Below are 24,430 nucleotides of genomic sequence, written 5' to 3'. Positions count from 1 at the left end.
TGCTCGCTCGGCCTACAGCTCGGTACCGGTGCGCCGCGAGACACGCACCTTGGTGCCGTCGTCGTTGATGCGGTAACCGATCCGGGTCGGCTTCCCGTCAGACGGGTCGACGATCATCACGTTGCTCACGTGGATCGGCGCCTCCTGGGTGATGATGCCCCCGGACTGCGAGCCGCGTGTGCCCTGCTGGACGCGGGTGTGCCGGGTGATCCGGTTCGCGCCCTCGACGAGGACCTTGTTCTGCTCCGGATAGGCGCGGATGACCTTACCCTTGAGCCCACGGTCCTTGCCGGTGATGATCTGGACCGTGTCGCCTTTCTTGATCTTCAAAGTGGCCACGGTCACAGCACCTCCGGCGCCAGCGAGATGATCTTCATGAACTTCTTGTCACGCAGCTCCCGGCCGACCGGCCCGAAGATGCGGGTGCCCCGAGGGTCACCACCGTCCCGGATGAGCACCGCCGCGTTCTCGTCGAAGCGGATGTAGGAGCCGTCCGGCCGCCGGCGCTCCTTGGTGGTACGCACCACGACCGCCTTGACCACGTCGCCGCGCTTCACGCCGGCGCCGGGCAGGGCGTCCTTCACCGTGCCGACGATGATGTCGCCGATCCCCGCGTAACGACGCCCAGAGCCGCCGAGCACCCGGATGCAGAGAATCTCCCGCGCTCCGGTGTTGTCGGCGACCCGAAGTCGCGACTCCTGCTGAATCACTTTCCGCTCCTGATCACCCGGTACTACTGATCACCCGGTCCTGCCCGGCCCCGGCGTCCGGGCCAGAACTACTTCACTACTTCGCCTTCTCCAAGACCTGAACGATCCGCCACCGCTTGGTCGCCGACAACGGCCGCGTTTCCATCAGCAGGACGCGGTCGCCGACACCGGTGGTGCCGCTCTCGTCGTGCGCCTTGACCTTCTTGGTACGACGGATCGTCTTGCCGTACAGCGGGTGCTGCACCCGGTCCTCGACCGCGACCACGACGGTCTTGGTCATCTTGTCGCTGACCACGAGGCCCTCGCGGACCTTGCGGAATCCGCGGGCGGGAGCCGCCGCGTCCGTGCTCTGCGAAGCCTCCTGGGAGGCCGTCTCGTCTGTCACTGTCCTCACGCCCGTTCCGACTGCGTCGCGTCATCGTCCGCCGCGCCGGCCGCCACCGCCGGATCGTCGGTGATACCCAGCTCCCGTTCGCGCATGACGGTGTAGATCCGGGCGATATCGCGCCGCACGGCCTGCAGCCGGCGGTTGTTCGACAGCTGCCCGGTCGCCGCCTGGAACCGGAGGTTGAACAGCTCCTCCTTGGCCTCCCGAAGCTTGTCGACGAGCTCCTCGCCCGACAGGCTCCGCAGCTCGTCCGCGGTAGCGATAGCCATTACGCACCACCTTCACGGACCACGAAACGGCACTTCATCGGCAGCTTGTGGATAGCCCGCCGCATCGCCTCGCGGGCCACCGGCTCCGCGACCCCGGACAGCTCGAACAGGACCCGGCCCGGCTTGACGTTCGCGACCCACCACTCGGGCGAGCCCTTACCAGAACCCATCCGGGTCTCGGCCGGCTTCTTGGTCAGCGGACGGTCCGGGTAGATGTTGATCCAGACCTTTCCACCACGACGGATGTGCCGGGTCATCGCGATACGGGCCGACTCGATCTGCCGGTTCGTCACGTAGGCCGACNCCAAGGCCTGGATCCCGTACTCACCGAACGTGACCCGGGTTCCGCCCTTGGCGGCACCGGTCCGCCCGGGGTGGTGCTGCTTGCGGTGCGCGACCTTCCGGGGAATCAGCATGTCTATTCCTCCGCCTTCTCCGGAGTGTTCGCCACGGCCGCCTCGGCCGGCGCACTCGCCGCCGCGGTGGCGGGCTCCGCGACGGGTGCCGTCGGCTCGGTCGCCGCGGCCTCGCCCGCCGGAGTCTCAGCCGGGGCGTTCCCGCCGCCACCACCACGGCCCCGGCGCTCGCCGCGGGCCGCCGCCCGGCCCGCTTCGGTCCCGCCCTGGGTCGTGCCGGACGAGCCGGAACGCGGCCCGCGGCGCGGGCGCTCCCGGCGGGTCTGGCGCTGCAGCGCCTCCTGCGCCTCACGCTCGGCCCGGCTCTGGACGATGTCGCCCTTGTAGATCCAGACCTTCACGCCGATGCGGCCGAAGTTCGTCCGAGCCTCATAGAAGCCGTAGTCGATGTCCGCGCGAAGGGTGTGCAACGGCACCCGACCCTCGCGGTAGAACTCCGACCGGCTCATCTCGGCGCCGCCGAGACGACCCGANCACTGCACCCGGATCCCCTTCGCGCCGCCCTTCATCGCGGTCTGCATGGCCTTGCGCATCGCCCGGCGGAAGCTGACCCGGCTGGAGAGCTGCTCGGCCACCCCTTGGGCGACGAGTTGGGCGTCGACCTCGGGGTTCTTCACCTCGAGGATGTTGAGCTGCACCTGCTTGCCGGTGAGCTTTTCCAGGTCGCCACGGATGCGGTCGGCCTCGGCGCCACGGCGACCGATGACGATGCCCGGGCGCGCGGTGTGGATGTCCACCCGCAGCCGCCCCTGGGTCCGCTCGATGTCGACCCGGCTGATGCCGGCCCGCTCCATGCCCCGCGACATCATCTTACGGATCTTCACGTCCTCGCCGACGTACGCCTTGTACTGCTTGTCGGCGTACCAACGGGAGGTGAACTCCGAGGTGATGCCAAGCCGGAACCCGTGCGGGTTGACCTTCTGCCCCACTACCGGGCCCTCCTTGTCGTCTTCGCGCCCCGGCCGGCCGCGGAGACCGGCTCCCGGCTCTCCACCACGACGGTGATGTGGCTGGTGCGCTTGCGGATCCGGTAGGCCCGGCCCTGAGCTCGGGGCCGGATGCGCTTGAGCGTCGGCCCCTCGTCCACGTAGACCTCGCCGACCCACAGGGTGGCCGGATCGAGGCTGTGGTTGTTCTCGGCGTTCGCCGCAGCGCTGGCGACAACCTTGTACACGTCCTCGCTGGCCGCCTGCGGAGCGAACCGGAGGATGTCCAGCGCCTCGCCGACCGAGCGCCCGCGCACCAGGTCGACGACCCGGCGGGCCTTCGTCGGCGAGACCCGGACATAGCGGGCCGAGGCCTTCGCCCCGGGAAGACCGGCCCGGGTCAGGCCGTCAACGAGATCGTCAGCCACGGCGTGACCTCCGGTCCTCCTTGACGTGGCCACGGAAGGTCCGGGTCGGGGCGAACTCGCCGAGCTTGTGCCCGACCATGCCCTCGGTGATGAAGACCGGGACGTGCTTGCGGCCGTCGTGCACGGCGATCGTGTGCCCCAGCATGTCGGGGATCACGGTCGACCGGCGCGACCAGGTCTTGATGACGTGCTTGGTGCCCTTGGAGTTCTGCAGATCCACCTTCTTGAGCAGGTGGTCGTCGACGAACGGGCCCTTTTTCAGACTGCGTGGCATGGCTGTGTCTCCTCCTTCCTGCTCAGATCCGATGGGTACGGCTGGTCGGCGGCGCGCTGGTGGCCGACGCGGCCCGGGGCCTGGAGATCACCATTACCGCCGCCTGTTCTGCTTGCGACGACGCACAATGAGCGCGTCGGACGACTTGCGGGTCGCCCGGGTCCGCCCCTCCGGACGGCCCTTGGGATTGACGGGGTGACGACCGCCGGAGGTCTTACCCTCACCACCACCGTGCGGGTGGTCGACCGGGTTCATCGCGACACCGCGCACGGTGGGTCTGCGACCCTTCCAGCGCATCCGGCCGGCCTTACCCCAGTTGATGTTGCTCTGCTCCGCGTTGCCGACCTCGCCGACCGTCGCGCGGCAGCGCACATCCACGTTGCGGATCTCACCGGAGGGCATCCGCAGCTGAGCGTAGGGGCCGTCCTTCGCGACGAGCTGCACACTCGTGCCGGCGCTACGGGCGATCTTCGCACCACCGCCGGGACGCAGCTCGATGGCGTGCACCACCGTGCCGGTCGGGATGTTGCGCAGCGGCAGCGCGTTGCCGGGCTTGATGTCGGCGCCCACGCCGGAACTGACCGTGTCGCCCTGCCTGAGCTTGACCGGCGCGAGGATGTAGCGCTTCTCGCCGTCGAGGTAGTGCAGCAGCGCGATCCGGGCGGTGCGGTTGGGGTCGTACTCGATGTGCGCGACCTTGGCCGGCACCCCGTCCTTGTCCCGCCGGAAGTCGATGACCCGGTACGCCCGCTTGTGCCCGCCGCCCTGGTGCCGGGTGGTGATCCGGCCGTGGACGTTGCGCCCGCCCTTGGAGTGCAGCGGGCGGACCAGCGACTTCTCCGGGTGGTCACGAGTGATCTCGACGAAGTCGGCCACGCTCGCACCACGACGCCCCGGCGTCGTCGGCTTGTACCTACGAATACCCATGGCTTCCTACCGTCCTGGACCCACCGCCGCCGCGGAGCGCACGCGCTCAGGCACCGGGGCCTCCGAAGATCTCGATCGTGTCACCGGGAGCCAGGCTCACCAGGGCCCGCTTGGAGGCGGACCGGTGTCCCCAGCCGTGCTTGGTCCGCTTGCGCTTGCCCTGCCGGTTGATGGTGTTCACCCGCAGGACCCGCACATTGAAGATCTGCTGGACCGCGAGCTTGATCTGGGTCTTGTTCGCGTCCGGACGCACGATGAAGGTGTAGACGTTCTCGTCGAGCAGGCCGTAGCTCTTCTCGGAGACGACCGGCCGCAGGATCACGTCACGCGGGTCGGGAATCACTTGTTCTCCTCCGCCCCGGCCACACCTTCGGTGCCCGCGGCAGCCTCGGTCCCGGCGGTGGAGGTTGCCGGACGGGTGTCACGAGCAAGGAACGCGGCCAGCGCATCCTCGATGAAGACCACGTCGTCGCTCACCAGCACGTCATAGGTATTGAGCTGGCCCGGGTCGAGCAGGTGCACCGCCGCGACGTTGCGCAGGCTCTTCCAGGTCAGCTCGTCCGAACGGCTCGCCACCACCAGCACCCGGCGGGTGTCGGCGATCGTCCGCAGCGCGGTGACCGCGCTCTTCGTCGACGGCGTCTCGCCGGAGACCAGCGAGGACACCACGTGCACCCGGTTGTTGCGGGCCCGGTCGGACAGCGCGCCGCGCAGCGCGGCGGCCTTCATCTTCTTCGGGGTCCGCTGGTCGTATCTGCGCGGTGTGGGGCCGTGTACGGTGCCACCGCCGGTGAACTGCGGAGCCCGCAGCGATCCCTGCCGGGCCCGGCCGGTGCCCTTCTGCCGATACGGCTTGCGGCCACCGCCGCGGACCTCGCCGCGGGTCTTCGTGTCGTGCGTGCCCTGGCGGGCCGCCGCGAGCTGCGCCACCACGACCTGGTGGATCAGCGGGATGTTGAGCGGCACGTCGAACACGCCACCGGGCAGCTCGACGCTGCCGCCTTCGCCCCCGTTCGGCGCGTGCACCGCGACGGTGCGCGCGGTGACGCTCGGGTCGGATGTGGCCACCCGGCTCATGCCGAGACCTCCTCACCGGTACCGGCCAGCTCGGCCGCCGGGGCGATGGCCTCGGGCGCCGGGCGCTTGGCCGCGCTGCGCACGAGGACCAGACCACCATCCGGGCCGGGCACCGCACCCCTGACCAGCAGATAGCCANGCTCGGTGTCGACGGCGTGGATCGTCAGCCCCGAGGTCGTGGTGCGCACGTGACCCATCCGGCCGGCCATGCGCAGGCCCTTGAACACGCGACCGGGCGTGGCGCAGCCGCCGACCGACCCCGGCGAGCGGTGCTTGCGCTCGACGCCGTGCCCCGCGCCCAGACCCTTGAACCCGTGACGCTTCATGACACCGGCGAACCCCTTGCCCTTCGAGGTGCCGGTGACGTCAACGACGGTCCCGGCGGAGAACACCTCGCCGGTCAGCTCCTGGCCGGGCCGGTAGTTGCCGGCATCGGCGGTCCGCAGCTCGACGAGGTGGCGCCGGGGCGTCACCCCGCTGGTGGCGAAGTGGCCGCGGGCGGGNTTGTTGATCTTACGCGGGTCGACCTCGCCGTAACCGAGCTGAACGGCCGAGTAGCCGTCCGAGTCAGGCGTCTTGACCTGCGTGACGACGTTGGGTCCGGCCTTGATGACGGTGACCGGCACGACGCGGTTGTTCGCGTCCCATACCTGGGTCATCCCGAGCTTGGTGCCCAGGAGCCCTCTGTAGTTGCGGATGAGCATGACTGCGCCGGCCCCTCTTACAGCTTGATCTCGATATCGACGCCGGCGGGCAGGTCGAGGCGCATAAGCGAGTCGACCGTCTTGGGCGTCGGGTCAAGAATGTCGATCAGCCGCTTGTGCGTCCGCATCTCGAAGTGCTCGCGGCTGTCCTTGTACTTGTGCGGCGACCGGATGACGCAGTAGATGTTCTTCTCCGTCGGCAGCGGCACCGGTCCCGCGACCTGCGCGCCCGTCCGCGTCACCGTCTCGACGATCTTCCGCGCCGAGCTGTCGATGACCTCGTGGTCATAGGCCTTGAGCCGGATGCGGATCTTCTGTGCCGCCATGGTGGGCTTCGCCTGTCCTGTCTGTCTCGTCCGGCCGGTATCGCTACCGGGTCACCGCCCGTAGATCCTCACCGCCGGCCGCGCGGCGAGCCTGGCGCCCCGCCGCCGGCGGAAAGAACCTGCCGGTTGTACCGCTGTCTCGTGCCGGTCCCGCTCGACGTGTCGACCGGGACCGGGCTGCGTCCCTTGCCGGCGGCCGGTTGTCCTCGGCAGCCGAGTCTCGCGAGAGCCTTGCCTGGTCAGGCAGCGCAGTGGGCGGTGGGTCCGTACACACGCCCGGACCCACCGCCCACGGCTACTACTTGAGAACCTTCGTAACCTGGCCCGCGCCGACGGTCCGGCCACCCTCGCGGATGGCGAAGCGCAGACCCTCCTCCATGGCGATCGGCTGGATCAGCTCGACCGTCATCTCGGTGTTGTCCCCCGGCATGACCATCTCCGTGCCCTCGGGGAGGGTCACGACGCCGGTCACGTCGGTGGTGCGGAAGTAAAACTGCGGGCGGTAGTTCTTGAAGAACGGCGTGTGCCGTCCGCCCTCATCCTTGTTGAGGATGTAGACGCGAGCCTCGAACACCGTGTGCGGGGTGATCGACTTCGGCTTGACGATGACCTGGCCGCGCTCGACGTCCTCCCGCTTGATACCGCGCAGGAGCAGACCGACGTTGTCGCCGGCACGCCCCTCGTCGAGCAGCTTGCGGAACATCTCGACACCGGTCACGGTGGTGGAGGTGGTCTCCGGCTTGATACCGACGATCTCCACGGTCTCGTTGACCTTGACGATTCCGCGCTCGACGCGACCGGTGACCACGGTGCCACGACCGGTGATCGTGAAGACGTCCTCGATCGGCATGAGGAACGGCCGGTCGATGTCACGCTGCGGCTCGGGGATCGACTCGTCGACCGCCGCCATGAGCTCGAGGAGCTTGGCGCCCCACTCCTTGTCGCCCTCCAGCGCCTTGAGCGCGGAGACCCGGACGACCGGAACGTCGTCGCCCGGGAACTCGTACGAGCTCAGCAGCTCCCGGACCTCCAGCTCGACGAGCTCGAGGATCTCCTCGTCGTCGACCATGTCGGCCTTGTTCAGGGCGACGACAATGTAGGGCACGCCGACCTGGCGGGCGAGGAGCACGTGCTCCTTCGTCTGCGGCATCGGGCCGTCGGTGGCGGACACGACCAGGATCGCGCCGTCCATCTGAGCGGCACCGGTGATCATGTTCTTGATGTAGTCAGCGTGTCCCGGGCAGTCGACGTGCGCATAGTGCCGGGTGTCGGTCTGGTACTCGACGTGGGCGATCGAGATCGTGATGCCGCGGGCCTTCTCCTCCGGCGCCTTGTCGATCTGGTCGAACGGCGTGAAGGGGTTGAGGTCTGGGTAGGCGTCGTGCAGGACCTTGGTGATCGCCGCGGTCAGGGTCGTCTTGCCGTGGTCGATGTGACCAATGGTGCCGATATTGACGTGCGGCTTCGTCCGCTCGAACTTCTGCTTCGCCACGGGTGTCCCTCCAAGGACGGGTGGTGTCGTGCTGTGTAGTCAGGTAGGGGTATTGCTCACGCCGTGAGGGCGCTCACTCTCCCCGGGCCTTGGCGATGATCTCCTTGGCGACGTTCGCGGGAACCTCGGCGTAGGAGTCGAACTGCATGGAGTAGCTCGCCCGGCCGGAGGTCTTCGAGCGAAGATCACCAACGTAGCCGAACATCTCCGACAGTGGCACCAGCGCCCGTACGATCCGGGAGCCCCCCCGCTCCTCCATCGCCTGGATCTGCCCACGGCGGGAGTTCAGGTCGCCGATCACGTCACCCATGTGGTCCTCGGGGGTGGTGACCTCGACGGCCATCAGGGGCTCGAGCAGCACCGGGTCGGCCTTGCGGGCCGCGTCCTTGAACGCCATCGAACCGGCGATCTTGAATGCGAGTTCGGACGAGTCGACGTCATGGAACTGGCCGTCGAGCAGGGTGACCTTGACGTCCACCAGCGGATAGCCGGCGAGCACGCCGAACTCCATGGCCTCCTGGCAGCCCGCATCCACCGAGGGGATGTACTCCCGGGGGATGCGACCACCCGTGACCTTGTTCTCGAACTCGTAGCCACCGCCGTCGCCGCCGGAGGGCTCCAGGTTGATGATCACCCGGGCGTACTGGCCGGATCCACCCGTCTGCTTCTTGTGGGTGTAGTCGACCTTCTCCACCTTGCGGCGGATCGTCTCCCGGTAGGCCACCTGCGGCTTGCCGACGTTCGCCTCGACACCGAACTCGCGGCGCATCCGGTCGACCAGCACATCCAAGTGCAGCTCGCCCATGCCGGCGATGATCGTCTGACCGGTCTCCTCGTCGGTGCGGACCTGGAAGGTCGGGTCCTCCTCGGCGAGCCGCTGGATGGCGGTGCCCAGCTTCTGCTGGTCGGCCTTGGTCTTCGGCTCGATCGCGACGTGGATGACCGGCGCCGGGAACGTCATCGACTCCAGGATCACCGGGGCGTTCGGGTCGCAGAGCGTGTCACCCGTGGTGGTGTTCTTCAGCCCCACCACGGCCACGATCTGTCCCGCGCCGACGCCCTCCCGGTCCTCCCGGTGGTTGGCGTGCATCTGCAGGATGCGGCCGACACGCTCCTTGCGGTCCTTCGTCGAGTTCAGCACCGGCGAACCACCAGTCAGCTTGCCGGAGTACACCCGGATGTAGGTCAGCTTACCCACGTACGGGTCACTCATGATCTTGAAGGCGAGCGCGGAAAACGGCTCGTCCTCGCTCGGCTCCCGGCGGACCTCGGTCTCCTCGTCACCGACCGCATGGCCGACGGTGGCGCCGATGTCCAGCGGGTTCGGCAGGAAGTCGACGACGGCGTCGAGCATGGGCTGGACGCCCTTGTTCTTGAACGCCGAACCGCACAGCACCGGGTTGACCTTGCTCGCCAGGGTCGCGCGGCGCAGGGCTGCGACGAGCTGCTCCGTGGAGGGCTCCTCACCCTCGAGGTAGAGCTCCATGAGCTCGTCGTCGTTCTCAGCGACGGTCTCGAGGAGCTTGTCGCGCCACTCCTGCGCGGCCTCAAGGTGATCCCGCGGGATGTCGACGGTCTCGTAAGAGGCGCCCTTGTCCTCGGTCTTCCAGAGGAGGCCCTTCATGCGGACCAGGTCGATGACACCGCGGAAGTCGGCCTCCACGCCCCACGGGAGCTGGATCACGGCCGGCGTCGCGTCGAGCCGGTCGATCATCATCTCCACGCAGCGGTGGAACTCGGCACCGACCCGGTCCATCTTGTTGACGAAGGCGATACGCGGGACGTTGTAACGGTCGGCCTGCTTCCAGACCGTCTCGCTCTGCGGCTCGACTCCGGCGACCGCGTCGAAGACCGCGACCGCACCGTCAAGGACCCGCAGCGAGCGCTCCACCTCGACGGTGAAGTCGACATGGCCGGGGGTATCGATGATGTTGATGGTGTGGTCGCGCCAGAGACAGGTGGTGGCCGCGGAGGTGATGGTGATCCCCCGCTCCTGCTCCTGCTCCATCCAGTCCATCGTGGCGCCGCCCTCGTGGACCTCACCGATCTTGTAGTTCACACCGGTGTAGAAGAGGATGCGCTCGGTGGTGGTGGTCTTGCCCGCGTCGATGTGGGCCATGATCCCGATGTTGCGGGTCCCGGCCAGCAAGGAACGTACGTCAGATGGCATGTCGGATCACCAGCGGTAGTGGGCGAAGGCCTTGTTGGACTCCGCCATCTTGTGGGTGTCCTCCCGGCGCTTCACGCTGGCGCCGAGGCCGTTGCTTGCGTCGATGAGCTCGTTCATCAGCCGCTCGGTCATCGTCTTCTCGCGACGAGCCCGGGAGTAGCCGACGATCCAGCGCAGCGCGAGGGTAGTGCTCCGGCCGGCGCGAACCTCGACCGGAACCTGGTAGGTGGCACCACCCACCCGGCGGCTGCGCACCTCCAGCGTCGGCTTGACGTTGTCCAGCGCGCGCTTGAGCGTGACGACCGGGTCGTTGCCGGTCTTGTTCTTCGCACCCTCGAGTGCGCCGTACACGATGCGCTCCGCGACCGACTTCTTACCGCTCAACAGCACCTTGTTCACCAGCGCGGTCACCAGCGGCGACCCGTACACCGGGTCGACCACCACGGTGTGCTTGGGCGCAGGCCCCTTGCGCGGCATCAGCCCTTCTCCTTCTTCGCGCCGTAGCGGCTACGAGCCTGCTTACGGTTACGGACGCCCTGCGTGTCGAGAGCGCCTCGGACGATCTTGTACCGGACACCCGGAAGATCCTTCACTCGGCCACCGCGAACCAGGACGATCGAGTGCTCCTGCAGGTTGTGGCCGACCCCGGGGATGTAGGCGGTGACTTCGATCCCGCTGTTCAACCGGACCCGGGCCACCTTGCGCAGGGCCGAGTTCGGCTTCTTCGGGGTGGTCGTGTAGACGCGGGTGCACACACCACGACGCTGAGGGCTTCCCTTGAGTGCCGGGGTCTTGGTCTTCTCGACCTTGTCCTGCCGGCCCTTGCGGACCAGCTGCTGGATCGTGGGCAACGCCGCTCCCGTTCCTGTCACGCCTCGTCGTACTGCCTTGGGCAACCAGACCGGTACGCCGGCCTACCTGCTGCTGTGGTCCGCACCCGATCCACCGGAGTGTCCTCGAGCGGCTTCTCCGACCCACGCGGTCGGGCGTGTCGCGCCATTCGACCGAAACCTCGATGCGATGATCCAGTTCCGGTGAGGAGCACGCCAGCCCGCCCGTCCGCTTTGCGGAACCGAGCTCGACAGTCGCCGACGGATACCCGAACAGTGACTTTACGTCAACCTAGCGAGCACCACGGCGCCACATCGAAGTGCAGGACGCACGCCGGAGCCACGTGGACTCCGACCACAGGGCTCAACAGTACTCCACGCCCGCGCCAGGTGTCGAACGGGGGTGTCCGGCGAAATCCCACGCAGACCCCACGCGCACTATGCACTCGACGGGCGTACGCACTCGACGGGCGGCACAGGCGGGCACCAGCACGGCCCCCCGTACTGGCACGCTGTACCTACTGGCACGCTGTACGGGACAGCACGATACCGGCATCGGAGGGCCCGCGAGGACATGTCTGACGCAGCCGGCGCACGATTCGCGGCCGCCCCCACCCGACGCCGGCCGAGCCGGGACGCGCTGCTCGCGGCCTACGGGACCACCGTCCCGGACCTGGTCGCCCCGGCCACCGTCGTGCTGCTCTGCGGGATCAACCCGTCCCTCGAGTCCGGGGCCACCGGCTTTCACTTCGGCACGCCGAGCAACCGGCTGTGGCCGGTGCTGCACCTCGCCGGCTTCACCCCACGCCGGTTGCATCCCAGCGAGACCGACGAACTGGTCCGCCGGGGCATCAGCATCACCAATCTCGTCCACCGCTCCACCGCGCGCGCCGACGAGATCAGCGATGACGAGGTCCGCGCCGGCGTGCCCCGGCTCACCGAACTCGTCGAACGGGTCGCACCCCGGTGGGTGGCCTTCCTCGGCTTGGCCGCCTACCGGATCGGGTTCGGACGCCGCGGCGCGAAGGTCGGCCGCCAGGCGGAGACCCTGGGATCCGCCGGCGTCTGGCTCCTGCCCAATCCGAGCGGCCTGAACGCGCACTACCAGCTGCCCGACCTGGTCCGGGTCTACGGCGAGCTACGCGAAACCGCCTATTCCTGACCCACCCGCCACGTTTCCGAGGAGGGTCGCCGCCAGGCCGGCCGGCAGATGCGTGCGTACCGGGGCCCAGAAGTCGGCTCNGGGGGGCGCCTCGNCCTCGATGNGGGAGCCGCCGGCCCAAGCCGCATCGAAGGCGAGCCGCCACGAGTGCAGCAGGGTGCGGGCGGTGGCATCGCGGCCGAACAGCGGATCGCCCTCGATCGGGTGCCCGATCCAGGCCAGATGCACCCGGATCTGGTGGCGCCGCCCGCTGACCGGCGTGACCGCGAGCAGGGTGTACTCACCGCCCTCCCACACCCGGATGAAGGTCGTGACGGACGGGTATGTCCGGACGTGGGGAAACACCGCGGCGGGCGGAACCGTCCAGCGTCCGACGCCGGCGCCGGCGCCGGTCGGGCCAACCTCTGCCCGGGCCGCCTCCGCCAAGGGGGCCGCCTCCCCCAGGTCGGCCACCTCCGCCAAGGGGGCCGCCTCCCCCAGGTCGGCCACCTCCGCCAAGGGGGCCACCTCCGCCAAGGGGGCCACCTCCCCCAGGTCGGCCACCTCCGCCAAGGGGGCCACCTCCGCCAGGTCGGCCATGATGTCGGCCCGGTTCGCCGCCACCCGGACCCGACTCTTGCGCCCCACACTCAGCGGCAGGTCGACGGTCCCCGAGGCGGGCAGTCCGCGGGTGCGGGTCAGGACGAGGTAGCGCTTGTCCACCGTGCGGCGCTGGAACTGCCGGGTGAGATCACCGTGGAACCGCAACTGCCGGGCGAAGAGCACCAGGCCCGAGGTGACCTTGTCGATGCGGTGCACCGGGAACAGCTCCTCGCCGTCATCCCCGGCGAGGGTGACGAGATCGGTGTCGTGCCGCTCTCCCATGACCGAGATGCCGACGGGTTTGTCGAGCACGAGAATGGCCTCATCCTCGTAGATCATTCGTTCCCGGCGAATCTCGGTCCACTCGCGGTCAGCCCCGGTCACGTCCACTGCCGGGGAGCGCTTCGATGACCACTGTCCGATAAGGCGCGGCCAACCGACTCAGGTCGTCGTGGTCGCCGGTCAGAATCACGCCGCCGCCACCTTCCACCGCCACCGCATGTACCTGCCCCTGTCCTGCCGATTTTCGCCTCTGCGCGCTGTCCCACCAGCGGGCTTCGGACCTGGACGCGCAACCGGCCCGGCACCCTGGTGAGGGCGCCGGGCCGGTCCTGATCGATCGGGCTTCGGTCGGGCTCTGGTCAGCTCCGCTCGGTCAGCCTCGCGACCTGCTTACGCGCGGCCTGCTCAGCGGAAGTCTCCCGAGCTGCGGTAGTCGAACTCGTCCAGCGGGACCGCCTGGCCGGAGCCCGTGCCGAACGCACCGTACTCGACGCCGCCGTCCTCGTAGGCACCGACGGAGTACATCGCCGCACGTGCCTCCTCGGTCGGCTCGACCCGGATGTTGCGGTACCGGGAGATCCCGGTGCCGGCCGGGATGAGCTTTCCGATGATGACGTTCTCCTTCAGGCCGACGAGCGAGTCCGACCGGGCGTTGATCGCCGCGTCGGTGAGCACCCGAGTCGTCTCCTGGAAGGAGGCCGCCGACAGCCACGACTCGGTCGCCAGCGACGCCTTGGTGATTCCCATGAGGACCGGGCGGGCCGAGGCCGGCTGGCCACCGGTTTCCACCACCCGACGGTTCTCCGCCTCGAACCGGGCCCGCTCGCAGAGCTCACCGGGCAGCAGGGTGGTGTCGCCCGACTCGAGAACGTTCACCCGCTTGAGCATCTGGCGGATGATGATTTCGATGTGCTTGTCGTGGATCGACACACCCTGCGACCGGTAGACCTCCTGGACCTGGTCCACCAGGTGGAGCTGGACCTGGCGCGGCCCGAGGATGCGCAACACCTCGTGCGGGTCGACGGCACCGTCGACAATCTGGCTGCCGACCTCGATGTGGTCGCCCTCGCGGACCCGCAGGCGCGAACGCCGCGAGACCGGGTAGGCGATCTCGTCGCTGCCGTCGTCCGGCACCACCACGACCTTGAAGGTCTTCTCGGTCTCCTCGATCTTCACCCGGCCGGAGACCTCGGTGATGGGGGCCTTGCCCTTCGGGCTGCGCGCCTCGAACAGCTCGACGACACGCGGCAGACCCTGGGTGATGTCGTCGCCGGCGACGCCACCGCTGTGGAAGGTACGCATCGTCAGCTGGGTGCCGGGCTCACCGATGGACTGCGCGGCGACGATGCCGACGGCCTCACCGACGTCAACCAGCTTGCCGGTGGCGAGCGAGCGCCCGTAGCACTGGGCGCACACCCCCATCCGGGACTCGCAGGTCAGCGCCGAGCGGACCCGCACCTGCTCGATGCCGGCCTCGATGATCTGGCTGATCGCGACGTCCCCGGCGTCGGTGCCGGCGGGCACGATGACCTCGCCGTTCGCGTCGATCGCGTCGGAGGCCAGCGTCCGCGCGTACGCCGAGGTCTCGGCATACCGGTCCCGGACCAGCACCCCGTCGGCGCCCTTGCGGGCGATCCGAGTGAGGATGCCGCGCTCGGTGCCGCAGTCCTCCTCGCGGACGATGACATCCTGGCTGACGTCGACGAGCCGCCGGGTCAGGTACCCCGAGTCCGCGGTGCGCAGGGCGGTGTCGGCGAGTCCCTTACGGGCACCGTGGGTGGAGATGAAGTACTCCAGCACGGTCAGGCCCTCGCGGAAGTTCGCCTTGATCGGCCGCGGGATGATCTCACCTTTCGGGTTGGAGACCAGACCACGCATGCCGGCGAGCTGCCGGATCTGCATCATGTTTCCAGCGGCTCCGGAGTTGACCAGCACGTAGACCGGGTTGGTCTCCGGGAAGTTCTCCTCCATCGCCTCGGCGATCTTGTTGGTCGCCTCGGTCCAGATCTGGACCAGCTCGCTGCGGCGCTCCTCGTCGGACAGGAAGCCGCGGTCGAACTGCTTCTGGACCCGGTCGGCACGCTGCTCGTAGTCGTCGAGGATCTCGGCCTTGTTCGGCGGCGCGACGACGTCCTCGATCGCGACGGTGACCCCGGACCGGGTGGCCCAGTAGAAACCGGCGCTCNTCAGGGCGTCCAGGGTCGCCGCTACCTGGATCTTCGGGTATCGCTCGGCCAGGTCGTTGACGATCGCGGCCTGGGCCTTCTTGTTCAGCTGGGCGTTGATGAAGGGGTAGCCCTCCGGCAGCGCCTCGTTGAGCAGGCAACGACCGAACGTGGTCTCCAGGGTGAACACGTCCCCGGTGACCCAGTCGGCGGGCGGGACCCAGTCCGACGGCGGGGTGGTGTCCCGCAACCGCACCCTGATCTTCGCCTGAAGGGCGACCTCCCGGGCGTCGAAGGCCATCTGCGCCTCGGCGACGCTGGAGAACGACCGCCCCTCGCCGAGCGCCCCCTCGGCCAGGCGGGACAGGTGGAACACCCCGGTCACCATGTCGAGGCTCGGCATCGCCAGCGGCCGGCCCGATGCGGGCGAGAGAATGTTGTTGCTCGACAGCATCAGGATCCGCGCCTCGGCCTGCGCCTCGGCGGACAGCGGCAGGTGCACCGCCATCTGGTCACCGTCGAAGTCGGCGTTGAACGCCGTGCAGACCAGCGGGTGGATCTGGATGGCCTTGCCCTCGACGAGCTGCGGTTCGAAGGCCTGGATGCCGAGGCGGTGCAGGGTCGGCGCCCGGTTGAGCAGCACGGGGTGCTCGGTGATGACCTCCTCGAGCACGTCCCACACGACCGGGCGGGCCCGCTCGACCATCCGCTTCGCCGACTTGATGTTCTGCGCGTGGTTGAGGTCCACCAGGCGCTTCATCACGAACGGCTTGAACAGCTCCAGCGCCATCTGCTTGGGCAGACCGCACTGGTGCAGCTTGAGCTGCGGACCGACGACGATGACCGAACGGCCGGAGTAGTCGACCCGCTTGCCCAGCAGGTTCTGGCGGAACCGGCCCTGCTTGCCCTTGAGCATGTCGGACAGCGACTTCAGCGGGCGGTTACCCGGGCCGGTGACCGGCCGGCCGCGGCGGCCGTTGTCGAACAGCGCGTCGACGGCCTCCTGCAGCATCCGCTTCTCGTTGTTGACGATGATCTCGGGCGCGCCGAGGTCGAGCAGCCGCTTCAACCGGTTGTTCCGGTTGATCACCCGGCGGTACAGGTCGTTGAGGTCCGAGGTGGCGAACCGGCCACCATCGAGCTGCACCATCGGGCGCAGATCGGGTGGGATCACCGGGACGCAGTCGAGCACCATCCCCATCGGGGAGTTGCGGGTGTTCAGGAACGCGGAGACGACCTTGAGCCGCTTGAGCGCGCGGGCCTTCTTCTGCCCCTTGCCGCTGCGGATGGTCTCGCGCAGCGACTCGGCCTCGGCGGCCAGGTCGAAGTCGGCCAGCCGCCGCTGCAGCGCCTCGGCGCCCATACCGCCGTCGAAGTACGCACCGAAGCGGTCGCGCAGCTCGCGATAAAGCAGCTCGTCCGGCTCCAGGTCCTGGACCTTCATGTTCTTGAACCGGTCGAAGACGCGGTCGAGATCGTCGATCTTACGCTGCACCCGGTCCCGGAGCTGGCGCATCTCGCGCTCGGCCGACTCGCGGACCTTGCGTCGCGCGTCACCCTTGGCGCCCTCGGCCTCGAGCTGTGCGAGGTCGGCCTCGAGCCGCTTCTGCCGGACTTCCACGTCGGCGTTCTTCTTGTCCTCGAGCTGCTGCTTCTCGACGCCGATGCGGGCCTCGAGGGTCGGCAGATCGCGGTGGCGGGCGTCCGTGTCCACCTTTGTGATCATGTACGCGGCGAAGTAGATGACCTTCTCGAGGTCCTTCGGCGCGAGGTCCAGCAGGTAGCCGAGGCGGCTCGGGACACCCTTGAAGTACCAGATGTGGGTGACCGGCGCAGCCAGCTCGATGTGGCCCATGCGCTCACGGCGGACCTTGGCCCGGGTCACCTCGACGCCGCAGCGCTCACAGATGATGCCCTTGAACCGGACCCGCTTGTACTTGCCGCAGTAGCACTCCCAGTCCCGGGTCGGACCGAAGATCTTCTCGCAGAAGAGCCCGTCCTTCTCCGGCTTCAGGGTGCGGTAGTTGATCGTCTCGGGCTTCTTGACCTCACCGTGCGACCACTGGCGGATGTCATCCGCGGTGGCGAGACCGATGCGCAGTTCGTCGAAGAAGTTGACGTCCAGCAAGACTGTCGCCTGCTCTCTCTTTCTCGGTCGGGACGCTGGAGNCGGATGGAGCCGCCGGGGGCCTCGCCGCCCATCAGGGCGGGTGCGTCGGACCCCCGGCGTCCGTCAGACCTCCTCGACGCTGCTCGGCTCACGCCGGGACAGGTCGATCCCGAGTTCCTCCGCCGCACGGAAGACGTCCTCGTCGGTGTCACGCATCTCGATCTGCACGCCATCGCTGGAGAGCACCTCGACGTTGAGGCACAGCGACTGCATCTCCTTGATGAGCACCTTGAACGACTCCGGGATACCGGGCTCCGGAATGTTCTCGCCCTTGACGATCGCCTCGTAGACCTTGACCCGGCCCACGACGTCGTCGGACTTGATGGTCAGTAGTTCCTGCAGGGCGTAGGCGGCGCCGTAGGCCTCCAGCGCCCACACCTCCATCTCGCCGAACCGCTGGCCACCGAACTGCGCCTTACCACCCAGGGGCTGCTGGGTGATCATTGAGTAGGGACCGGTCGACCGAGCGTGGATCTTGTCGTCGACCAGGTGCAGCAACTTGAGGATGTAGATGTAGCCGACCGCCACCGGGTAGGGGTACGGCTCACCGGTCCGGCCGTCGAACAGCTTGGCCTTGCCGGAGGAGCCGATCAGCTGGATGCCGTCGCGGTTGGGCAGGGTGGAGTCGAGCAGACCGGTGATCTCCTCCTCGCGGGCACCGTCGAAGACGGGGGTCGCCACATTGGTGCCGGCCGAGGCGGCGTCCGCGCCGATGCCACGCAGCCGCTCCTTCCAGTCCTCGGTGCCGGAGTCGACCTGCCAGCCGGTCTTGGCCACCCACCCGAGGTGGGTCTCCAGGATCTGGCCGATGTTCATCCGCCGAGGCACACCATGCGGGTTGAGCACGACGTCGACCGGGGTCCCGTCCTCGAGGAAGGGCATGTCCTCGGCCGGGAGGATCTTCGCGATGACACCCTTGTTGCCGTGCCGGCCGGCAAGCTTGTCCCCGTCGGTGATCTTTCGCTTCTGGGCGACGTAGACCCGGACCAGCTCGTTGACCCCGGGCGGGAGCTCGTCGCCGTCCTCGCGGGAGAACACCCGCACGCCGATGACCTTGCCGGACTCACCGTGCGGCACCTTCAGCGAGGTGTCACGGACCTCCCGGGCCTTCTCCCCGAAGATCGCGCGCAACAGGCGCTCCTCGGGGGTCAGCTCGGTCTCGCCCTTGGGCGTGACCTTGCCGACCAGGACGTCGCCGGGCGAGACCTCGGCGCCGATCCGGATGATCCCCCGCTCGTCGAGGTCGGCGAGAACCTCCTCGGCGACGTTCGGGATGTCCCGGGTGATCTCCTCCGGGCCGAGCTTGGTGTCGCGGGCGTCGACCTCGTGCTCCTCGATGTGGATCGAGGACAGCACGTCGTCCTGGACGAGACGCTGGGACAGGATGATCGCATCCTCGTAGTTGTGCCCCTCCCACGGCATGAAGGCGACCAGCAGGTTCTTGCCGAGCGCCATCTCACCGTTGTCGGTGCACGGGCCGTCCGCGATGACCTGGCCGGCCCCGACCCGGTCGCCCTCGTTCACGATCGGCTTCTGGTTGATGCAGGTGCCCTGGTTCGACCGGCGAAACTTCGCCAGCCGGTAGGTGCGCCGGGTGCCGTCGTCGTGCATGACGGTGATGTAGTCGGCCGAGAGATCCTCGACCACCCCCGCCTGGGCGCAGACGACCACGTCGCCGGCATCCTTGGCCGCGCGGGCCTCCATCCCGGTGCCGACCAGCGGCGCCTCGGAGCGCAGCAGCGGCACCGACTGGCGCTGCATGTTGGAGCCCATCAGCGCGCGGTTGGCGTCGTCATGCTCGAGGAACGGGATCATCGCGNTCGCCACGGACACCATCTGCCGCGGCGAGACGTCCATGTAGTCGACCTCGTCCGGCGGGATGAACTCGACCTCACCGCCCTTGCGGCGGACCAGGACACGGTCCTCCGCGAACGAGCCGTCGGGCCGCAGCGGGGTGTTCGCCTGCGCCTTGACGTGCCGGTCCTCCTCGTCCGCGGTCAGCCAGTCGANCTGGCCGGTGACCCGGCCGTTCTCCACCTTGCGGTACGGGGTCTCGATGAAGCCGAACGGGTTGACCCGCGCGAACGTCGACAGCGAGCCGATCAGGCCGATGTTCGGGCCTTCCGGCGTCTCGATCGGGCACATCCGGCCGTAGTGGCTGGGGTGCACGTCACGGACCTCGAAGCCGGCCCGCTCCCGGGACAGACCACCGGGGCCGAGCGCGTTCAGGCGGCGCTTGTGGGTCAGACCGGCGAGCGGGTTGGTCTGGTCCATGAACTGCGAGAGCTGGCTGGTGCCGAAGAACTCCTTGATGGAGGCGACGACCGGCCGGATGTTGATCAGGGTCTGCGGGGTGATCGCCTCGACGTCCTGGGTCGTCATCCGCTCGCGGACGACACGCTCCATCCGGGCCAGGCCGAGGCGGACCTGGTTCTGGATAAGCTCGCCGACGGTGCGTATGCGCCGGTTGCCGAAGTGGTCGATGTCGTCGACCTCGTACTCGGCCGGGTCGGCACCCGCGTGCAGCTTGACGACGTACTCGATCGTGCGCACGATGTCGTTCTCGGTGAGGACACCGACGTCGTGGGCAACACCCAGGGAAAGCTTCTTGTTGACCTTGTAGCGACCGACCTTGGCGAGGTCGTAACGCTTCGGGTTGAAGAAGAGGTTCTCCAGCAGGGTCTGCGCCGACTCCCGTGTCGGCGGCTCACCCGGGCGCAGCTTGCGGTAGATGTCGAGCAGCGCATCGTCCTGGCCGGCGGTGTGGTCCTTCTCCAGGGTGATCCGCATCGACGGGAAGTCACCGAACCGCTCGAGGATGCGGGCCTNGTCCCAGCCGAGCGCCTTGAGCAGCACCGTGACGGACTGACGGCGCTTGCGGTCGATCCGCACGCCCACGGTGTCGCGCTTGTCGATCTCGAACTCCAGCCAGGCTCCCCGGGAGGGGATCACCTTGCAGGAGTACAGGTCCTTGTCGGAAGCCTTGTCGAGGCTGCGCTCGAAGTAGACCCCCGGAGAGCGCACGAGCTGACTGACCACCACGCGCTCAGTGCCGTTGATGACGAAGGTGCCCTTCGGGGTCATGAGCGGGAAGTCACCCATGAACACCGTCTGGCTCTTGATCTCGCCGGTGTTGTTGTTGGTGAACTCGGCCGTGACGAACAGCGGGGCCGAGAAGGTCATGTCCTTGTCCTTGCACTCCTCCACGGAGTACTTGGGCGGTTCGAACCGGTGGTCCCGAAAGGACAGTGACATCGAGCCGGAGAAGTCCTCGATCGGGGAGATCTCCTTGAAGACCTCCTCGAGACCCGAGGTGATCGGAACGTCGTCACGGCCGGAATCGATGGCCTCCTGCACCCGCTCCGCCCAGGCGTCACTACCGATCAGCCAATCGAAGGACTGCGTCTGAAGAGCAAGGAGATCCGGGACCTCGAGGGGCTCGATGATCTTAGCGAACGAGATGCGGGAGGAAGAGCGCGAGGCGGCCAAGGTGGTCCTTCCGGTGGCCTGATCGTCGGGCTGGCGTCGCGGACGTCAAGTATCCGTCGGGGAATGGTCAGGTGATCAGTGTCTCGCTACGGTTGTCAGGAACGGCGGCGGGGGGTGCCCCACCGGTGAGATGATGGCCGCGGGACGTGGAGGCCGACCCCCGGGCGTCCTGCGTAGCGGATGTGCGGCCGACAAGCCGACAACGGGCACGCGGAAGCCTCGCCACGGCATGTGCGCGCGGCGACACGAGTGTCCGCTGAGAACAACGGATCGGTGTATGGGCAAGGGTCTCGCTCAGGGTCCTCGGTGTGGCAGCCGTACAGCCGTGCCACACTCCGGCACGACCAGCGCGCCCCCACATCGTCCCGGACTGACCGCGAGTACCGCTCCGGACCACGTAACCGGAACCGCCTCGCGGTGCATACCAGCCCCCGAACAGGGCCGACCATCACCAACGGCACGACGTCGACGAGGCCGATACAACGAGAAGGGCAGCGCAAACTAGCAGTGTAGCCGAAGGGCACACCGCTGGCAAGGACCTGCGTGATGGGACCACGCAGGGAGGACGTAGCGCACCGCATCCGCTCCCGACGAGGGTTCGCAAACTTGATGGAACTCCGATCCACAGAGGCCGTCAACCCCCTTCGGAAAACGTCACGAACGGACCCGACCTGCCCATCTGTGCATCGGGCCGCCTGCGGTGGACCTTTCGGGCCTTCCAGACAGCACGTGCCGGGGCACCGCAGAGGGGTGCCCCGGCACGGGGGTGTCCGCCACGGCCACGCCGGGTGGCCGCAAGGGACGCCCCGTCCGGCGACGGGCATCGNCGGACGGGGCGTCCAGGGCAGCGGGGTGCTGCCAGTACTGCTCGGACTGCCGGTACTTACTTGACGGTGACCGTGGCGCCGGCGCCCTCGAGGGCCGCCTTCGCCTTGTCCGCCGCCTCCTTGGCGACCTTCTCCAGGACTGGCTTCGGAGCCCCGTCGACGAGGTCCTTGGCCTCCTTCAGCCCGAGGCTGGTCAGCGCGCGGACCTCCTTGATGACCTGGATCTTCTTGTCACCGACGGATTCAAGGATGACGTCGAACTCGTCCTGCTCCTCGGCGGCCGGCGCCTCGCCGCCCGCACCACCGGCGGCCGGAGCGGCGGCCACGGCGACCGGAGCCGCGGCGGNGACACCGAAGGNCTCCTCGAACTGCTTCACGAACTCCGAGAGCTCCAGCAGGGTCAGTTCCTTGAAGGCGTNCAGCAGCTCTTCGGTCGACAGCTTCGCCATGGTGGCGGTTCCTTCCTCGTCATGCCTGATTCGGGGTGGCCTGCTCGTGACTGCGAGCGACCTGATTGTGATCTCGGAGCGGCACCATGGTGGCGCCGCTCGGCTATTCGGCGGCAGCCTCGGCGGCCGGCTGCTCGGCGACGCCGGCGGACTGGCCTTCGCGCTGCTCGCGCAGCGCCTCGGCGAGCCGGGCCACCTGGGACAGCGGAGCGGCGAAGAGCCCGACGGCCCCGGCCAGCGTGCCCTTCATCGCCCCGGCCAGCTTCGCCAGCAGGACCTCGCGGGACTCAAGATCCGCAAGCTTGCGAATCTCGTCGGCGGTCATCGGCTTGCCCTCGACGAAGCCGCCCTTGAGCACCAGTGCCGGGTTCGCCCGAGCGAAGTCGCGCAGGCCCTTGGCCGCCTCGACCGGGTCGCCGCTGACGAAGGCGACGGCGGTCGGCCCGACGAACAGGTCGTCGAGTCCGGTGACCCCGGCCTGCTCCGCCGCAATCTTGGTCAGGGTGTTCTTGACCACGGAGTAGCGCGTGCCCTCGCCGAGGGCACGCCGCAGCTCGGTGAGCTGGCTCACCGTCAAACCGCGGTACTCCGTGAGCACCGCAGCGGTCGAGCCACGGAACTCCTCGACGATCTCCGCCACCGCGGCGGTCTTCTCAGCTTTCGCCATGGGGCTCCTTCGGGGTGTCGGCTGGTCATACGGAAACGCCCCTGGAACATGACGAACGCCCCGGCGCAGGCGCACGGGGCGTGAAGGGCGGCGGTGGCGCTACCGGGTGTGTCACCCGGCTGCGTGCATCCGTCACGGAACTTCCCGTCCGTCACCTGCGCGGGCCGCCCGGGGAACCCGGGGCCTTCGGCCGTCGGTCGAACCGGACGAGGAGTGGCCCTCGACGGGAACGGAGACGGCAACCAGCGGTCTTCGGTGTGGAACTGGATATCAGTGTACGCGACTGTTCGTCGCTGTTCTCGCCCCTGTTCGCTCGCCCGGCGGCCGCACGCATGGCTTCGTGCGGCGATGCCTCCGGACGAGCGAGAGCCGCCGGACGGCTCGGATCAGGCGGCGGCACCCTCGTCGAGAAGGTTGCGGGTGCGGTTCGGGTCGACCGGGATACCCGGGCCCATGGTGGTCGTGAAGGTGATCTTCTTCAGATACCGGCCCTTGGCCGCGGACGGCTTCACCCGGACGATCTCATCCAGGGCAACCGTGTAGTTCTCGATCAGCTGGGTGTCGGTGAAGTTCGTCTTCCCGATGACGATGTGCAGGTTACCCTGCTTGTCCACCCGAAAGTTGATCTTTCCGCCCTTGATGTCGGAGACGGCCTTGCCGATGTCCAGCGTCACGGTGCCGGTCTTAGGGTTCGGCATCAGGCCGCGGGGGCCCAGGACCCGAGCGATCCGACCAACCTTCGCCATCTGATCGGGCGTCGCGACGGTCGCGTCGAACTCCAGGAAGCCCTCCTGGATCCGGGCGACCAGGTCATCGCTACCGACGATGTCGGCCCCGGCCGCGCTCGCCTCAGCGGCCTTCTCCCCGGCTGCGAAGACAGCGACGCGGGGGGACTTCCCGGTGCCGTGCGGCAGGTTGACCGTGCCACGGACCATCTGGTCGGCCTTGCGAGGGTCGACCCCGAGCCGGATCGCAACCTCGACCGTCGCGTCGTACTTCGTCGTCGAGGTCTGCTGCGCGAGGCGGACCGCCTCCAGCGGGCTGTAGAAGTTCTCCGGGTTGATCTTCTCGGCCGCGGCACGGTAGGCCTTGCTGCGCTTCATACTGTCTGTCTCCTCGTGGTGATGGCGGACGGCCGTCGAAGGGACGCGGCGACGTGGACACATCCTGTCCACCCGGCACCTGCGCCCGGCCGCCCTCCCACTGGTCGGTCCGGTGGTGGGGGGAACGCGAGNGCGTACTACTCGCCGACCGTGATACCCATGGATCGAGCGGTGCCGGCGATGATCTTCTCGGCGGCCTCGATCGAGGTGGCGTTGAGGTCCGGGAGCTTGGTCTGGGCGATCTCGCGGATCTGCGCCGTGGTGAGCTTGGCAACCTTGTCCCGGTGCGGGGTGCCACTGCCCTTCTCCACGCCCGCGGCCTTGAGGATGAGCCGCGCGGCCGGCGGGGTCTTCGTGACGAAGGTGAAGGACCGGTCGTCGTAGACGGTGATCTCGACCGGCACGACGTTGCCGGCCTGCGACTCGGTCGCCGCGTTGTACTGCTTGCAGAACTCCATGATGTTCACGCCATGCTGACCCAGCGCGGGGCCGACCGGCGGCGCCGGGGTGGCCTTGCCGGCGTTGATCTGGAGCTTGATGATCGCAGTGATCTTCTTCTTCTTGGGAGGCATGTGCTCGTCTTCCTACCGGGGTTCT

General features: G+C 68.3%; 25 protein-coding genes. 1 reads left to right on the top strand and 24 read right to left on the bottom strand.

Translation table 11 applies throughout. From position 1 onward, the window contains the following. Positions 1-12: 12 nt before the first annotated feature. The 17 genes from rplX to rpsL all read right to left on the bottom strand — a co-directional run bounded on the left by rplX (position 13) and on the right by rpsL (position 10,958). Positions 13-339 (bottom strand): 50S ribosomal protein L24, encoded by a 327-nt coding sequence (rplX, locus tag CED_RS02505; protein ID WP_011435048.1) that lies wholly within the window; start codon positions 337-339, stop codon positions 13-15. Positions 340-341: 2 nt separating this feature from the next. Further along, a complete protein-coding gene (gene rplN / locus CED_RS02500) occupies positions 342-710 on the bottom strand; it encodes a 50S ribosomal protein L14 (protein WP_009740518.1) in 369 nt (122 codons plus the stop codon). A gap of 76 nt (positions 711-786) precedes the next feature. Further along, entirely contained in the window at positions 787-1,095 is a 309-nt protein-coding gene (gene rpsQ / locus CED_RS02495) for a 30S ribosomal protein S17 (RefSeq protein ID WP_011435047.1), read from the bottom strand. 5 nt (positions 1,096-1,100) lie between these two features. Next, positions 1,101-1,367, bottom strand: coding sequence for a 50S ribosomal protein L29 (gene rpmC, locus CED_RS02490; RefSeq protein ID WP_011435046.1), 267 nt, complete (start codon positions 1,365-1,367; stop codon positions 1,101-1,103). Further along, on the bottom strand, positions 1,367-1,783 hold the full coding sequence (rplP, locus tag CED_RS02485; RefSeq protein ID WP_035908464.1) for a 50S ribosomal protein L16: 417 nt from the start codon (positions 1,781-1,783) through the stop codon (positions 1,367-1,369). Before rplP ends, rpmC begins: the two co-directional genes overlap by 1 nt. A 2-nt stretch (positions 1,784-1,785) precedes the next feature. Continuing rightward, positions 1,786-2,712 (bottom strand): 30S ribosomal protein S3, encoded by a 927-nt coding sequence (gene rpsC / locus CED_RS02480; protein ID WP_035908463.1) that lies wholly within the window; start codon positions 2,710-2,712, stop codon positions 1,786-1,788. Beyond that, positions 2,712-3,137, bottom strand: a complete 426-nt coding sequence (gene rplV / locus CED_RS02475; RefSeq protein WP_011435044.1) for a 50S ribosomal protein L22 — start codon at positions 3,135-3,137, stop codon at positions 2,712-2,714. The genes rpsC and rplV overlap by 1 nt, the downstream gene beginning before the upstream one ends. Next, positions 3,130-3,411 (bottom strand): 30S ribosomal protein S19, encoded by a 282-nt coding sequence (rpsS, locus tag CED_RS02470; protein ID WP_011435043.1) that lies wholly within the window; start codon positions 3,409-3,411, stop codon positions 3,130-3,132. Before rpsS ends, rplV begins: the two co-directional genes overlap by 8 nt. 93 nt (positions 3,412-3,504) lie before the next feature. After that, positions 3,505-4,338 (bottom strand): 50S ribosomal protein L2, encoded by an 834-nt coding sequence (gene rplB / locus CED_RS02465; protein ID WP_011435042.1) that lies wholly within the window; start codon positions 4,336-4,338, stop codon positions 3,505-3,507. Positions 4,339-4,384: 46 nt separating this feature from the next. After that, positions 4,385-4,681 carry a 50S ribosomal protein L23 gene (rplW, locus tag CED_RS02460; protein WP_011435041.1) on the bottom strand — a complete coding sequence of 99 codons (297 nt, stop codon included), beginning with the start codon at positions 4,679-4,681 and terminating at the stop codon, positions 4,385-4,387. After that, a complete protein-coding gene (rplD, locus tag CED_RS02455; protein WP_011435040.1) occupies positions 4,678-5,415 on the bottom strand; it encodes a 50S ribosomal protein L4 in 738 nt (245 codons plus the stop codon). Before rplD ends, rplW begins: the two co-directional genes overlap by 4 nt. Then, complete coding sequence (gene rplC, locus CED_RS02450; protein WP_035908462.1) at positions 5,412-6,119, bottom strand: 50S ribosomal protein L3; 708 nt, start codon at positions 6,117-6,119, stop codon at positions 5,412-5,414. The genes rplD and rplC overlap by 4 nt, the downstream gene beginning before the upstream one ends. Positions 6,120-6,136: 17 nt before the next feature. After that, a complete protein-coding gene (gene rpsJ, locus CED_RS02445) occupies positions 6,137-6,445 on the bottom strand; it encodes a 30S ribosomal protein S10 (protein ID WP_007514815.1) in 309 nt (102 codons plus the stop codon). A gap of 298 nt (positions 6,446-6,743) precedes the next feature. Beyond that, the gene (gene tuf, locus CED_RS02440) at positions 6,744-7,937 is read right to left on the bottom strand and encodes an elongation factor Tu (protein WP_011435038.1); all 1,194 of its coding nucleotides are present in this window, start codon (positions 7,935-7,937) and stop codon (positions 6,744-6,746) included. Positions 7,938-8,010: 73 nt separating this feature from the next. Then, positions 8,011-10,107 (bottom strand): elongation factor G, encoded by a 2,097-nt coding sequence (fusA, locus tag CED_RS02435; protein WP_011435037.1) that lies wholly within the window; start codon positions 10,105-10,107, stop codon positions 8,011-8,013. A gap of 6 nt (positions 10,108-10,113) precedes the next feature. Beyond that, entirely contained in the window at positions 10,114-10,584 is a 471-nt protein-coding gene (rpsG, locus tag CED_RS02430; RefSeq protein WP_011435036.1) for a 30S ribosomal protein S7, read from the bottom strand. Further along, positions 10,584-10,958 (bottom strand): 30S ribosomal protein S12, encoded by a 375-nt coding sequence (gene rpsL / locus CED_RS02425; RefSeq protein WP_009740532.1) that lies wholly within the window; start codon positions 10,956-10,958, stop codon positions 10,584-10,586. The genes rpsG and rpsL overlap by 1 nt, the downstream gene beginning before the upstream one ends. A 553-nt stretch (positions 10,959-11,511) precedes the next feature. Here rpsL and mug point away from each other — a divergent pair. Continuing rightward, the gene (gene mug / locus CED_RS02420) at positions 11,512-12,099 is read left to right on the top strand and encodes a G/U mismatch-specific DNA glycosylase (protein ID WP_011435035.1); all 588 of its coding nucleotides are present in this window, start codon (positions 11,512-11,514) and stop codon (positions 12,097-12,099) included. On the opposite strand, the gene CED_RS02415 is transcribed toward mug, so the two are convergent. The 7 genes from CED_RS02415 to rplK all read right to left on the bottom strand — a co-directional run bounded on the left by CED_RS02415 (position 12,076) and on the right by rplK (position 24,405). After that, entirely contained in the window at positions 12,076-13,020 is a 945-nt protein-coding gene (locus tag CED_RS02415) for an RluA family pseudouridine synthase (protein WP_051868641.1), read from the bottom strand. The two genes, mug and CED_RS02415, sit on opposite strands and share 24 nt — an antisense overlap. 348 nt (positions 13,021-13,368) lie before the next feature. Next, on the bottom strand, positions 13,369-17,256 hold the full coding sequence (locus CED_RS02410) for a DNA-directed RNA polymerase subunit beta' (RefSeq protein WP_035908461.1): 3,888 nt from the start codon (positions 17,254-17,256) through the stop codon (positions 13,369-13,371). 105 nt (positions 17,257-17,361) lie between these two features. Then, positions 17,362-20,787 (bottom strand): DNA-directed RNA polymerase subunit beta, encoded by a 3,426-nt coding sequence (gene rpoB / locus CED_RS02405; protein WP_035908460.1) that lies wholly within the window; start codon positions 20,785-20,787, stop codon positions 17,362-17,364. 883 nt (positions 20,788-21,670) lie between these two features. Beyond that, positions 21,671-22,063, bottom strand: a complete 393-nt coding sequence (gene rplL, locus CED_RS02400; RefSeq protein ID WP_035908459.1) for a 50S ribosomal protein L7/L12 — start codon at positions 22,061-22,063, stop codon at positions 21,671-21,673. 103 nt (positions 22,064-22,166) lie between these two features. Then, complete coding sequence (gene rplJ / locus CED_RS02395; RefSeq protein WP_011435030.1) at positions 22,167-22,730, bottom strand: 50S ribosomal protein L10; 564 nt, start codon at positions 22,728-22,730, stop codon at positions 22,167-22,169. A gap of 386 nt (positions 22,731-23,116) precedes the next feature. Then, positions 23,117-23,833 (bottom strand): 50S ribosomal protein L1, encoded by a 717-nt coding sequence (gene rplA / locus CED_RS02390; protein WP_023839793.1) that lies wholly within the window; start codon positions 23,831-23,833, stop codon positions 23,117-23,119. 137 nt (positions 23,834-23,970) lie between these two features. After that, the gene (rplK, locus tag CED_RS02385) at positions 23,971-24,405 is read right to left on the bottom strand and encodes a 50S ribosomal protein L11 (protein WP_011435028.1); all 435 of its coding nucleotides are present in this window, start codon (positions 24,403-24,405) and stop codon (positions 23,971-23,973) included. Between the last annotated feature and the right edge of the window lie 25 nt (positions 24,406-24,430).

This window comes from Frankia sp. CeD (assembly GCF_000732115.1).
In the GTDB taxonomy this organism is placed as follows: domain Bacteria; phylum Actinomycetota; class Actinomycetes; order Frankiales; family Frankiaceae; genus Frankia; species Frankia casuarinae.
Note: the sequence above shows the minus strand (reverse complement) of the source record. Positions and strands in the feature narration are given on the sequence as shown.

What these genes read in the sequence shown, in the direction of transcription:
- rplJ (WP_011435030.1), bottom strand. Translation starts at nt 22,730, where the DNA reads ATGGCGAAAGCTGAGAAGACCGCCGCGGTGGCGGAGATCGTCGAGGAG.
- mug (WP_011435035.1), top strand. Translation starts at nt 11,512, where the DNA reads ATGTCTGACGCAGCCGGCGCACGATTCGCGGCCGCCCCCACCCGACGC.
- rplB (WP_011435042.1), bottom strand. Translation starts at nt 4,338, where the DNA reads ATGGGTATTCGTAGGTACAAGCCGACGACGCCGGGGCGTCGTGGTGCG.
- fusA (WP_011435037.1), bottom strand. Translation starts at nt 10,107, where the DNA reads ATGCCATCTGACGTACGTTCCTTGCTGGCCGGGACCCGCAACATCGGG.
- rplA (WP_023839793.1), bottom strand. Translation starts at nt 23,833, where the DNA reads ATGAAGCGCAGCAAGGCCTACCGTGCCGCGGCCGAGAAGATCAACCCG.
- rplK (WP_011435028.1), bottom strand. Translation starts at nt 24,405, where the DNA reads ATGCCTCCCAAGAAGAAGAAGATCACTGCGATCATCAAGCTCCAGATC.
- rplD (WP_011435040.1), bottom strand. Translation starts at nt 5,415, where the DNA reads ATGAGCCGGGTGGCCACATCCGACCCGAGCGTCACCGCGCGCACCGTC.
- rpmC (WP_011435046.1), bottom strand. Translation starts at nt 1,367, where the DNA reads ATGGCTATCGCTACCGCGGACGAGCTGCGGAGCCTGTCGGGCGAGGAG.
- rpsS (WP_011435043.1), bottom strand. Translation starts at nt 3,411, where the DNA reads ATGCCACGCAGTCTGAAAAAGGGCCCGTTCGTCGACGACCACCTGCTC.
- rpsJ (WP_007514815.1), bottom strand. Translation starts at nt 6,445, where the DNA reads ATGGCGGCACAGAAGATCCGCATCCGGCTCAAGGCCTATGACCACGAG.
- rpsG (WP_011435036.1), bottom strand. Translation starts at nt 10,584, where the DNA reads ATGCCGCGCAAGGGGCCTGCGCCCAAGCACACCGTGGTGGTCGACCCG.